Here is a 12,484-nt window from a genome sequence, read left to right as displayed (position 1 = left end):
CGGCTCGATCGGAGCGAGAACTCAAAATTGACGATTGGAAGGATCTTCTTCGTGTGAGGAGCGGCTGCGGCTCGTAACTCTCGCCGTTGGCTCCCGTGTGGCCATCAACCATGCGGAACCAGGGTCTACGTCGATTGGGAAGCGCTGGATTTCGTGTCGCTTCTCGTCTCTGACGCGTATCCAGCCACGACCGTTCCGTAGCTCGGAGTGGATGATCGCAAGATCGCGCGCCATTTGTAGCGCTGCGACCTGCGCGCCCGCGTTGTGCTCGAATGGCATTCCGCCCGGATCGAGCACGACGTAGCGATCGAAATAGAGGTCAAAGTAAAAGCGCGGCATGTGCAACTTTCAGCTGTGTTGGGGTCGAGGAGGGTACGCACATCTACGTTTGTCGAGGACGGCCGGTCGGAGCGCGTTTGCCGAGTGCGGCCAAGGCGCGGCGCCGTCGTGATCAGAACTGGTGAGCTTAGGCGTACGCGACCAGAACGCCGTCTTCCAATCCTGCTTCGCGTCTAACATTACGCTCCTCATCTGACACAGATATCGGGTGGTTGCCCGATCAAGGCTAAGGAATCTCCTATGAATCTGGTGATGAGACTCATGTCTCGTGTCTCGGCTGAGGCATCATCTCCGCCAACTTTTCGCCGGGCGAATTGCCTTCATCACGCTCGCCTGAGTTGGCAGACAGCACACTCTGGTTAGGGCCGATCGGGCGCAGGCAGCATGGTCGGCTTGAGTTCCCCGGAAATCCGGCATCGGAACCAACGGAACCAGCCACTTGTTGTTGCCGTAAACGCCCCTGTGCAGTCCGCTGTCGCACTCCAAAAAATTTGATAATTCACCCTAAGGTAGTATCCTGAGGAGTGAGGGACAGCGTTGCCAAGTATTGATAGGTGTTATTCAGACCAAAAGAAGCTTAACTCAGTATAATCATGGAACAAAAATTCACTCCACGGACTAGAGCACCCATCGGTCCTGGGCTTCGACGAAACGCATTTTAGTTTTGTTTCCATAGCATTTGAGCAGTGCAGCGAGCTCCGCCTCCGTTGCGCGTGACTCATTACACAAAACCGCGATCTCAACTGAAAGATGAATCGACCTATGGTATAACTTAACCGACGGTGTATACTGGAGTAGTTCCGGGGCAGGAATGGACTTTCCAAGTTGGAAGGTCATAAGCGGAGTGTGTACCGTGAGGTCTGACAACGCTTCTGCCAGGGGGGCTGGTGGATCCAGTGTCCTGAACTTGGCGCGCATCGAGGCCCAGATTGACGCCCAGGACACCAAGGAACGGCTGTACTGGAAGTTCGCTCGAGAGCTTCTCTTCGTCGTGCGCCCATCATATGGGGGCCGTTTCGTCTACGAAGCTATAAACCCGGCGTTCGAAGCGCTTATTGGGATCGCTTCAGAAGAGATCCGGGAGATGGCCGTCAGCGACTGTATGGGGACAGAAGATGCCAGGTCCGTCTATCAGGTCCTGGATGCCTGTCTCGCCCAAGGCAACGAAACACGTCTGCGTCATCGGCTAGCGCTCGGTGGAGTTCCGCGAAACATCGAGACAGTCGTAGCGCCGATGTGCGATCCGCTGACGGGCAACATCACCCGATTGATCGGGAGCCATCGCGTCGCGAGTGAAGAGCCGGCGCAAGGCGCCCTGGAGATGGATCGGGACGATACAGGCATAACCGCCCGGTTAGCTTCCATTCAGGAGGACATCCAGCAGCGGATCGCGTCCGATCTGCACGACTCGACCTGTCAGCATTTGGTTGCTGCGAGCCTCGGTCTGATGCGGATACGAAGCTGTTTGAGCCAATCGGCCGAGGCCGAGCAGATTTACGACGATATCAACGCCTCGATCGATCGCGCCTTGAGGGAAATCCGGACATTTACCTATCTGTTGCACCCGCAAAACCTCGCGGCCTCCGGGTTGAGGACGACGGTTGAACACTATGCCGAGGGCTTTGCCGCACGCACGTCGTTGGATGTCAGCGCTCGGATTGTGCCCAGCGTCGATCGGCTGCCTTATGAAACGCAGCGGTCGCTGCTGCGAGTCATTCAAGAAGCCCTGACGAACGTCTTCCGTCACGCGAAAGCAACTGCGGTCGACGTTGCCATCGAGGTGGTCGGTAAGCATTTCGAGCTGAGCGTAACCGACAATGGGCGCGGCATCCCGGCTCTTGCCAGGGCCGGGTATCACTCCAAAACAAAATCACTCGGCGTCGGAATTCCCGCAATGCAGGCGAGGCTGCAGCAGATGGGAGGTATGCTCGAGATCTATTCTCGGAAAGGGGGGCAGTCCGGTACTATCCTGCGCGCGGCATTTCCCCGGGGACATGTGGCGCGCTCGGTCAAAGGCCGCCGCAATCATCAGCTTTCGCGCAAGCAGGCCATGAACGAAATGGTGGATCGATAGTCAGACGGGGACATCGCGTTTGGGCACCGATTGGATCGCGCGAAGCGGTACGAGTTTGGAGTTGCCTCACCATGAAGCGTTTTCTCATTGCGGATGATCACGAAGCGGTCCGTTCGGGACTGCGGGCTGTCCTGGAACAGCACCCCGGCTGGGAAGTCGTTGCGGAGGCGAACGACGGCAGCAAGGCTCTTGCCGCGGCCGTCGCAAGCCAGCCCCATGTCGCGATACTCGATTTCTCCATGCCGCGCATGACGGGGGTGGAGGTTGCGCGGCGCATCAAGGAATATCGCATGCACACGGAGATTCTCATCTTCACCGTGCACAATTCAGGTCTACTTGCGCAGCAGGCGTTCCAGGCGGGGGCGCGCGCGTTCCTGTTGAAATCAGATGCCAACAAGCTCTTGCTGGCTGCGGTCGAGTCGCTTCTGGTGCACAAGGCATTCTGCACGGACAGTTGCGCGAGCGAGCTGAACGGCAGTTTGGGTGAAGACAAGCACAGGTATCATCACCTCTCGCCGCGAGAGCGGCTGGTTGTGAAGCTGGTCGCGGAGGGCTATACCAACAAGCGTATCAGCGCCATGCTGGACCTCAGCGTCAAGACCACCGAAGCGCATCGCGCGGCCGCAATGCGCAAGCTGGAAGTCAACTCGACGGCAGGCCTGGTTCGATACGCAGTACGCGCCAACCTCGTGGAACCGTAACGGGGCGCTCGTGTCGCGCCGGTGTTTAGGCGGGACGGCGTGCGCGATCTCAATACATTTCCTGCGAGATTCCTCGGGTTTTGCGTAATGGTCGCTGGAAGACCGATCAGTACGCTGTCGACCTGCCCGCTTGAATCTGCAGACAACCGGCAATGATTGCGGCGCCGGTATACGGGGCGACGCTGTGAAACGGATATTGATCGCGGATGATCATGAGGTGGTACGCTCGGGACTTCGTGCGATCATTCAGGCACGACCCGATTGGACCGTAAGTGGAGACGCGATTGACGGCGAGCAGGCAGTGGCATTGTCTGCGAAGACGAGGCCGGACATTGTCATCGTCGACTATTCGATGCCTTTGATGAACGGGTTGGAAGTGAGCCGGCGCATCAAGGCGCTCCATCTCCCTTCGCAGGTGCTGCTTCTCACGATGCACGAAGACGAGGAGATTCTGACCGAGGCTCTTCTGACGGGAGCTCGCGGTTTCCTGTTGAAATCGGACGCCAGCAAGCATCTCATTTCGGCGATCGAGGCTCTGTTGGAGGGAAGGCCTTACTTCACCGGAGTGTTGCTGGAGAAATTGCTTAGCGACTACCAGCTCCACCAGCAGAACCGGTCATCAACGCTTCTCACTCCGCGAGAGCAGAGTGTGGTTCAGCTGATCGCGGAGGGATACACCAACAAATCCATCGGCTCGATCTTGAAACTCAGCATAAAGACCGTCGAAACCCACCGAGCATCGGCGATGCACAAGCTTCGCACGTCGACGACGGCCGAGCTGGTACGCTATGCGATCCGCAAGAAATTGATCGAGCCCTGAAGCTATCAAAAAAATGCCCACCTGAGGGTGGGCCAGTCTTGGGAGGACAGGCTCCTCTCATTGGTAGACCATGCCCCGTCGGAACGGTCCCGAACATCCGGTATTAACCTCATGGTCGAGAGCTGAAACTATGAGTGGGCGCGCTTCGCTGGGGCGTGACCCCCGGGAACTCCACGTCAGGCACCAGGACGCAAGCTTGGGCCGAGTCAACGGAAATGCTGCGCAAAAGCACGATCCAACCGGACTGAAAGCGGGAGCGCCGTCGAATCCGCTGCACACTCCCAGAACACTAAGTAAAGGTCATGACCCGAAGGTGGACTTGTCCCGATCCGGGCCCGGGTAAAACCCGCATCGCCAACTTCCAGCATCGGTGTTAGGTGGATTTCCGTGTCGAAGGCCGATCGCGCCGACGTGCACGATCGTCACGGCAGATCAATCGAGTAGTAGCTGAAATGCTCGATCATGCCGCACGATTGGCCGACGGCTCGCCTTGTAGTCCGAGACCGGGAGTTGTGCCATGCGCGGCCACATTCTATTCGCTTCATTGTTTGCGATTGGCCTTGTTGCGATTGCGACCTCGAGTTCACCAGGTCAGGCGCGTGACCGTGTTACGCGGGCGACCTCCGGCATACAGGATCGATACTGTCTGCAAGGAAGGCGATGGGGCTATCCCGGGAACTGTCAATTCGCGACTCGCAGCCAGTGTCTGGCAGCCGCATCTGGGACTAACGCCCGCTGCGGCAGGAACCCGCGACACACGTTTGCGGGACCGCGACAAGGCTAGCGATAATTCGTTGGGCACAATGGCCTGTCCGTAGGGGTCTTGTCCGTGATGGTCTGAGTGATGTGCAGGTCCATCTCGCCAGGGCGGCCGTCGGCGGCTGGTAAGCGGCTTGCCACGACGTGCCAACATGGCCTCAGTCAGCCGCCCGCCGCCGTTGAAGATCCACGGAATTTTGGCACGGACCGAATGGCGCGGGACTTGCTCTCAGCAGAGTATGACGATTCTTGCCAATGATCATCCGGCACGTAGGCTGCGCGACAGGACCACCGGTCCGGCTGCCCTGGCCGGCGGGCTCCTGATCGCCAACGGCCTTGCCTGGGCCTGGGCGTTCGCGCTGTATTCGGAGCGGCCTGCTGTCGTCGGCACCGCGCTGCTGGCCTGGCTGCTCGGCCTGCGCCATGCCGTCGATGCCGACCACATCGCCGCGATCGATAACGTTGTCAGGAAACTAATGCATGCGGGCGAGATGCCGCGTGCCAGTGGCCTCTATTTCGCGCTCGGCCATTCCAGCGTCGTGGTCGCGGCCACCATCCTGCTGGCAAGCATGGCGACGATAGGCTTGGCTGATGGCGACAGCCTGATCAGGTTGTTCGGCAGCGCCGTTGGCACGTCGGTTTCCGCCGCGTTCCTGCTGCTGATCGCTTCGGCCAATCTGGTCGTTTTGTTCGACCTCTGGCGTAAGTTTCGCTCGCTGCGGCAGTCTGACCAGAGCGCGCGCAACGTTGTCGCGATCAGTTCGGCCGATCCGCAACGTGGCTTCCTGGTCCGCGTGTTAAGGCCGCTGCTCCGTATGGTGAGCCGCCCGTGGCACATGTATCCGCTCGGTCTCGTGTTCGGCCTTGGATTCGATACCGCGAGCGAGATCGGCCTGTTGAGCCTATCGGCGACGGAGGCCGCACGTGGAACATCGCTCTTGCATGTTCTGGTGTTCCCGGCGTTGTTCGCTGCGGCCATGGCAACGGTCGATGCCGCTGACAGCGTGCTGATGACCGCTGCCTATCGATGGGCGCTGACGGATCCGCATCGCAAGCTTCGCTACAATCTGGCGATAACAGCGGCATCCGTCACGGTTGCCTTTGTCATTGGTGGCATCGAAGCGGCTCAGCTGTTGGGTACGCGGTTCGGCCTCGTGGGCAGCGTGTGGGATGTGGTTGGCGATCTCAACGCCCATCTCGCCGATCTCGGGATTGTCGTGATCGGTTTGCTCGGCGCGGTCTGGATCGGATCGATGTTGATCAACCGGGGGCGGGATACCGCCGCGAGCGCGGTCGAATGTCACCGACGCCATCCCGACGGAGCGGTGCTTGCCAGCGTTCCGACAGAAGCGCAAAATCACAAGCTCGCGCCGTGATCCCCGTCCTTTTGGTGGCGATCGCGCGCCAGATGAGTTGAAGACGCCCGGAGATGGCCTTGTCCGATCGGAAGATGAAGATGCTCTGGCTGCAGGGGGCGAGCTGCGGCGGATGTACCATGTCGATCCTGGAGAGCGGCGCATCCGGCTGGTTCGATGAGCTGAGGCAATCCGGCATCGAGCTTCTGTGGCATCCCTCGGTCAGCGAGGAGACCGGCGCAGAGGCGCTGGATATCCTGGAAGCCGTTCGCGACGGACGTGAGCGGCTCGATGTTCTTGTGCTCGAAGGTTCGGTCGCGCGTGGGCCTGACCTGACCGGGCGTTTCAACATGCTCGCCGGCACCAACCGTTCAATCTATCATTGGGTCTCAGAACTCGCGCCGCTCGCCGATTATGTGGTCGCGGTCGGCAGCTGTGCCGCCTATGGTGGAATTCCGGCCGCCGGCTCCAATCCGACCGATGCGGTCGGGCTGCAGTTCGAGGGCACTGACAGCGGCGGCGCGCTGGGGGGCGGCTTCCGGTCGCGCCGCGGGCTGCCGGCGATCAACATCGCGGGATGCGCGCCGCATCCCGGCTGGATCATGGAAACCTTGTTGGCACTTGGCAGTGGTGATCTCGCGTCCGGCGATCTCGACGGATATGGCCGGCCGAAATTCATCGCCAATCATCTCGCGCATCACGGCTGCTCGCGCAACGAATTCTATGAGTTCAAGGCCAGCGCCGAAGCGATGTCCGAGCGCGGCTGCCTGATGGAGCATCTCGGGTGTCGGGCGACGCAAGCCGTCGGCGACTGCAATCAGCGCTCCTGGAATGGCGGAGGCTCCTGCACCAAGGGTGGCTATGCCTGCATTGCCTGCACATCGCCGGGCTTCGAGGCGGCGCAAAATTATCTGGAGACGGCCAAGCTTGCCGGCATCCCGGTCGGCCTGCCGACTGACATGCCGAAGGCCTGGTTCGTTGCGCTCGCGGCCCTGTCGAAATCCGCAACCCCGCGGCGCGTGCGGGTCAATGCGACGTCGGACCATGTCGTGGTGCCGCCGACCCGGCCCAGCGGCAAACGCGCGCCATGACCCGGATCACGGTCGGCCCGTTCAATCGTGTCGAGGGCGACCTCGAGGTGCGCCTCGATATCGCAGATGGGCGGGTGGCGCGGGCCGAGGTGACCGCGCCGCTTTACCGCGGCTTCGAGCAGATCCTGGAGGGGCGTCCGCCGCTCGACGCGCTGGTGATCGCCCCGCGCATCTGCGGCATCTGCTCGGTCTCGCAGTCGGTCGCCGCTGCGGCTGCATTGCGGGCCGCGATGGCCGTGGACGCTGCGCCCAACGGCCTGCTCGCGACCAATATCGCGCATGCGGCGGAGAACGCCGCCGACCATCTGACGCATTTCTATGTGTTCTTCATGCCTGACTTCGCGCGCGAAGCTTATGCGGCACAAGCCTGGCATGCTCCGGCCACAGAACGTTTCAAGGCGACGCATGGCAGCGCCGCGCGTGAGGCGCTGCCTGCCCGTGCGCGGCTGCTGGAGATCATGGGCGTGATCGCCGGCAAATGGCCACATAGCCTCGCCTTCCAGCCGGGCGGCACGACGCGGGCGATCGAGCTCGGCGAACGTATCCGGCTGACCTCGATTGCGGCCGCGTTCCGTGGCTTTCTCGAGCGTGTTGTGTTTGCCGATAGGCTGGAGAATGTGTTGGCGCTGTCCAGCGCGCATGAGCTCGACCGCTGGCGCGAGGGCCGCGGTGGCGATTTCGCGCATTTCCTGCGGATTGCTGACGCGCTTGCGCTCGCCGATCTCGGCAAGGGTACGGGGCGCCTGATGAGCTTTGGCGCCTACCATGATCAGGAGGGCGCGCATTTCCGCGCAGGCGTCCTCAGCTCGTCCGCGCAAGTCGCGCCGCTCCCGCTCGGTCAGATCACCGAGGACGTCTCGCACGCCTGGATGCGGGACACCTCGCTCGATCCGGCAGAGAGCTCGACCGTGCCGGATGCCGATAAGCCGGGTGCGTATAGCTGGTGCAAGGCGCCACGGCTGGCTGGCCAGCCGGTCGAGGTCGGCGCACTGGCGCGGCAGGCCATTGACGGCCAATCGCTGATTGCCGCGCTCGTTGCAGAGAGCGGCAGCAATGTCCGCAACCGCGTGATCGCCCGGCTGATCGAGACGGCACGTCTTGCGGTTGCGATCGAAAGCTGGGTCAAGGCGCTGCGGCTCAACGAGCCGTTCTGTGTCAACGCCCGCGACATCTCCGATGGTCACTCTGTCGGTCTGGTCGAAGCGGCGCGCGGCAGCCTTGGCCATTGGCTCGCAGTCCACCACGGCAAGATCGAGCGCTATCAGATCATCGCGCCGACCAGCTGGAATTTCTCGCCGCGCGATGCCGATGGCGTTGCCGGGCCGCTCGAGCAGGCGCTGGTCGGGACGGAGGTTGGCGACGCCGGCGCGCGCGCGGTCGGCGTCCAGCACGTGGTGCGCTCGTTCGATCCCTGCATGGTGTGCACTGCGCATTGAAGTTGTGGCGCCGCGCGATGCTTGGGCGGTGTGCCGGAAACTTCGTTGTCGACTGCAAAGTCGGTTGTTTCCGCTTCCGCCGTGATGAGACGCCCGCGACACCGGTTTGAGACCGCGCCTCGTCTTCAAGCGCTTGGAATCATTCTGATTTAAAGTTGCAATTGATCCTGGCCTGCTTCTTGCTGTCTGCCTTCCCGAACAGCGACCAGTCGCGGTCGCCAAAGCAATCATCAAGGGAGGGCTCATGGGCGCGGCAACGGAAACTTTTTACAGCGTGATCAGGCGCCAGGGCATCACGCGACGCAGCTTTCATAAATTCTGCAGCCTGACCGCAACGAGCCTGGGACTCGGCCCGCTGGCAGCGAGCCGCATCGCCAACGCGCTCGAGACCAAGCCGCGCATTCCCGTGATCTGGATGCACGGGCTCGAATGCACCTGCTGCTCGGAAAGCTTCATCCGTTCTGCGCATCCCCTGGTGAAGGATGCCGTGCTGTCGATGATCTCGCTCGACTACGACGATACGATCATGGCGGCGGCCGGCCATCAGGCCGAGGAGATTCTCGAAGAGACCCGCGCCAAGTACAAGGGCCAGTATGTGCTCGCGGTGGAAGGCAATCCGCCGCTGAACGAAGGCGGCATGTTCTGCATCGACGGCGGCAAGCCGTTCGTCGAGAAACTCAAGCTGATGGCCGAGGATGCGATGGCGATCATCGCCTGGGGTGCCTGCGCCTCCTGGGGCTGCGTGCAGGCCGCAAAGCCCAATCCCACCCAGGCCACTCCGATCGACAAGGTCATCACCAACAAGCCGATCATCAAGGTGCCGGGCTGCCCGCCGATCGCGGAAGTGATGACCGGCGTCGTCACCTTCATCACGACCTTTGGCAAGCTGCCCGAGCTCGACCGGCAGGGGCGGCCGAAGATGTTCTATTCCCAGCGCATCCACGACAAATGCTATCGCCGGCCGCATTTCGACGCCGGCCAGTTCGTGGAGGAATGGGACGACGAGGCCGCGCGCAAGGGCTTCTGTCTCTACAAGATGGGCTGCAAGGGACCGACCACCTACAACGCCTGCTCGACGGTGCGCTGGAACGGCGGCGTCTCGTTCCCGATCCAATCCGGTCACGGCTGCATCGGCTGCTCGGAGGACGGCTTCTGGGACAAGGGCTCGTTCTATGATCGCCTTACCACGATCAAGCAGTTCGGCATCGAGCACAATGCGGACGAGGTCGGCATGGTCGCGGCCGGCGCGGTCGGCGCCGCCGTCGCCGCGCATGCGGCGGTCACCGCCGTGAAGCGGCTCGCGACCAAGCGTGACGACGCCAAACAAAACGTCGGGCAGGACAACTAATTCTCTTCAGGGCAGGTAACGATGGGCATTCAGACACCCAATGGGTTCAATCTCGATAATTCCGGCAAGCGGATCGTGGTCGATCCCTTGACCCGGATCGAGGGACATCTTCGCGTCGAGGTCAATGTCGACTCCAACAATGTCATTCGCAATGCAGTCTCGACCGGCACGATGTGGCGCGGCATCGAGACCATCCTGCGCAACCGCGATCCGCGCGACGCCTGGGCCTTCACCGAGCGGATCTGCGGCGTCTGCACCGGCACCCATGCGCTGACCTCGGTGCGCGCCGTGGAGAACGCGCTCGGCATCTCGATCCCGGAGAACGCCAACTCGATCCGCAACATCATGCAGCTCTGCCTGCAGGTGCATGATCACCTCGTGCACTTCTACCATCTGCATGCGCTCGACTGGGTCGACGTGGTGTCGGCGCTGAAGGCTGACCCGAAGGCGACCTCCGCGCTGGCGCAATCGATCTCGGACTGGCCGCTGTCCTCGCCCGGCTATTTCAAGGACCTGCAGATCCGTCTCACCAAGTTCGTCGAGTCCGGCCAGCTGGGGCCGTTCAAGAATGCCTATTGGGGCCATGCGGCTTACAAGCTGCCGCCCGAAGCCAATCTGATGGCGGTGGCGCACTATCTGGAAGCGCTCGATTTCCAGAAGGAGATCGTCAAGGTCCACACCATCTATGGCGGCAAGAATCCGCATCCGAACTGGCTGGTCGGCGGTGTCCCCTGCGCCATCAATGTCGACGGCACCGGCGCGGTCGGCGCCATCAACATGGAGCGGCTAAACCTCGTCTCCTCCATCATCGACCGCTGCATCGAGTTCACGGAGCAGGTCTATCTGCCTGATGTCGCGGCGATCGGATCCTTCTACAAGGACTGGCTCTATGGCGGCGGGCTGTCGGGCAAGAGCGTGATGGCCTATGGCGACATCCCGGAAAACGCCAACGACTATTCGGCCAAGAACCTGAAGCTGCCGCGCGGCGTGATCCTGAACGGCAATCTCAAGGAGGTGCTGCCGATCGATCACGCCGATCCCGAGCAGATCCAGGAGTTCGTCACGCATTCCTGGTACAAATACCCTGATGAGACCAAGGGTCTGCATCCCTGGGACGGCATCACCGAGCCGAACTATCAGCTCGGGCCGAATGCCAAGGGCACCAAGACCGACATCAAGGAGCTCGACGAGGGCGGCAAGTATTCCTGGATCAAGGCGCCGCGCTGGCGCGGTAATGCCGTCGAGGTCGGGCCGCTGGCGCGCTACATCGTCGGCTATGCCCAGGGCAAGCCGGAATTCAAGGAGCCGACCGAGAAGTTCTTGAAGGATCTGAACCTGCCGGTCACGGCGCTGTTCTCGACGCTCGGCCGTACCGCGGCGCGCGCGCTCGAATGTCAATGGGCGGCGCGGCAGATGCGCTACTTCCAGGACAAGCTGGTGGCGCGGATCAAGGCCGGCGATTCCTCGACCGCCAATGTTGAGAAGTGGAAGCCGGAGAGCTGGCCGAAGGAGGCCAAGGGCTTCGGTTTCACCGAGGCGCCGCGCGGTGCGCTCGCGCACTGGATCAAGATCAAGGACACCAAGATCGACAACTACCAGTGCGTGGTGCCGACCACCTGGAACGGTTCGCCGCGCGATCCCAAGGGCAATATCGGCGCGTTCGAGGCGTCGCTGATGGATACGCCGATGGCGGATCCAGAGAAACCGTTGGAAATCCTGCGCACGATCCATTCCTTCGATCCGTGCCTGGCCTGCTCCACCCATGTGATGAGCCCGGACGGCCAGGAGCTGGCCACCGTGAAAGTGCGATAGGAGGGCGTCATGCTGGACAGAACAATCGCACCGGACGGTTCGTTGCAGACGGGGGCCTCCGACGCGCATGGCGAGCGCGTGATCGGGCGTCCGACGGTCTACGTCTACGAAGCCCCGGTCCGCATCTGCCATTGGGTGAACGCGCTCGCGATCGTCGTGCTCATGGTCAGCGGCTATTTCATCGGAACGCCGCTGCCGTCGGTCGGCGGCGAGGCCTCGGCGCATTTCCTGATGGGCTATATTCGTTTCACGCACTTCGCCGCGGGACAGATCTTGGCGGTGTTCTTCCTCGCCCGAGTCCTGTGGGCTTTCGTCGGCAACCATCACTCTCGGCAGATTTTCTACGTCCCGGTGCATCGGGTGCAGTTCTGGAAGGAGGTGCTGCACGAAATCCGCTGGTACGCGTTCCTGGAGCGTGAGCCGAAGATGTATGTCGGCCACAATCCGTTGGCCCAGACCGCGATGTTCACGGGGTTCACGCTGTTCGTGGCCTTCATGATCATCACCGGGTTTGCGCTTTACTCCGAGGGCACCGGTATCGACAGCTGGCAGCACAGACTGTTCGGTTGGGTGTTTGCGATCTGGCCGAACAGCCAGGACGTGCATACGTGGCATCACCTCGGCATGTGGGCGCTGGTCACGTTTGTGATGGTGCACATCTATGCCGCGATCCGCGAAGACATCATGTCGCGCCAGAGCATCATCTCCTCGATGGTCTCGGGCGAGCGCCAATTCCGCGAATAGGGGCC

11 protein-coding genes are annotated in these 12,484 nt (G+C 61.7%); 10 read left to right on the top strand and 1 reads right to left on the bottom strand.

What is annotated here, in order from left to right:
- Positions 1-21 precede the first annotated feature (21 nt).
- On the bottom strand, positions 22-339 hold the full coding sequence (locus BRAS3843_RS33120) for a hypothetical protein (RefSeq protein WP_035983630.1): 318 nt from the start codon (positions 337-339) through the stop codon (positions 22-24).
- A gap of 907 nt (positions 340-1,246) precedes the next feature.
- Between BRAS3843_RS33120 and BRAS3843_RS33115 the strand changes: the two genes are divergently transcribed.
- The 10 genes from BRAS3843_RS33115 (at position 1,247) to cybH (ending at position 12,479) form a co-directional block, all read left to right on the top strand.
- Complete coding sequence (locus BRAS3843_RS33115) at positions 1,247-2,413, top strand: ATP-binding protein (RefSeq protein ID WP_244425534.1); 1,167 nt, start codon at positions 1,247-1,249, stop codon at positions 2,411-2,413.
- Positions 2,414-2,484: 71 nt separating this feature from the next.
- A complete protein-coding gene (locus tag BRAS3843_RS33110; protein ID WP_008973585.1) occupies positions 2,485-3,114 on the top strand; it encodes a response regulator transcription factor in 630 nt (209 codons plus the stop codon).
- A 184-nt stretch (positions 3,115-3,298) separates the two neighbouring features.
- The gene (locus BRAS3843_RS33105) at positions 3,299-3,934 is read left to right on the top strand and encodes a response regulator transcription factor (protein ID WP_008973584.1); all 636 of its coding nucleotides are present in this window, start codon (positions 3,299-3,301) and stop codon (positions 3,932-3,934) included.
- A gap of 517 nt (positions 3,935-4,451) precedes the next feature.
- Positions 4,452-4,718: a DUF3551 domain-containing protein gene (locus BRAS3843_RS40040; protein WP_083841486.1), complete on the top strand. Its 267-nt coding sequence runs from the start codon at positions 4,452-4,454 to the stop codon at positions 4,716-4,718.
- A 214-nt stretch (positions 4,719-4,932) separates the two neighbouring features.
- Positions 4,933-6,069, top strand: coding sequence for a HoxN/HupN/NixA family nickel/cobalt transporter (locus BRAS3843_RS33100; RefSeq protein ID WP_008973582.1), 1,137 nt, complete (start codon positions 4,933-4,935; stop codon positions 6,067-6,069).
- Between the two features lie 53 nt (positions 6,070-6,122).
- Entirely contained in the window at positions 6,123-7,139 is a 1,017-nt protein-coding gene (locus BRAS3843_RS33095) for an uptake hydrogenase accessory protein HupU (protein ID WP_008973581.1), read from the top strand.
- The gene (locus tag BRAS3843_RS33090; protein WP_008973580.1) at positions 7,136-8,575 is read left to right on the top strand and encodes a nickel-dependent hydrogenase large subunit; all 1,440 of its coding nucleotides are present in this window, start codon (positions 7,136-7,138) and stop codon (positions 8,573-8,575) included. The genes BRAS3843_RS33095 and BRAS3843_RS33090 overlap by 4 nt, the downstream gene beginning before the upstream one ends.
- Before the next feature lie 244 nt (positions 8,576-8,819).
- Complete coding sequence (locus tag BRAS3843_RS33085) at positions 8,820-9,923, top strand: hydrogenase small subunit (RefSeq protein WP_008973579.1); 1,104 nt, start codon at positions 8,820-8,822, stop codon at positions 9,921-9,923.
- A gap of 21 nt (positions 9,924-9,944) precedes the next feature.
- Positions 9,945-11,735, top strand: coding sequence for a nickel-dependent hydrogenase large subunit (locus BRAS3843_RS33080; protein ID WP_008973578.1), 1,791 nt, complete (start codon positions 9,945-9,947; stop codon positions 11,733-11,735).
- A 9-nt stretch (positions 11,736-11,744) separates the two neighbouring features.
- Positions 11,745-12,479 (top strand): Ni/Fe-hydrogenase, b-type cytochrome subunit, encoded by a 735-nt coding sequence (gene cybH / locus BRAS3843_RS33075; protein WP_008973577.1) that lies wholly within the window; start codon positions 11,745-11,747, stop codon positions 12,477-12,479.
- The last annotated feature ends 5 nt before the right edge of the window (positions 12,480-12,484 follow it).

The organism is Bradyrhizobium sp. STM 3843, assembly GCF_000239815.1.
Taxonomy (GTDB): Bacteria; Pseudomonadota; Alphaproteobacteria; order Rhizobiales; family Xanthobacteraceae; genus Bradyrhizobium.
Note: the sequence above shows the minus strand (reverse complement) of the source record. Positions and strands in the feature narration are given on the sequence as shown.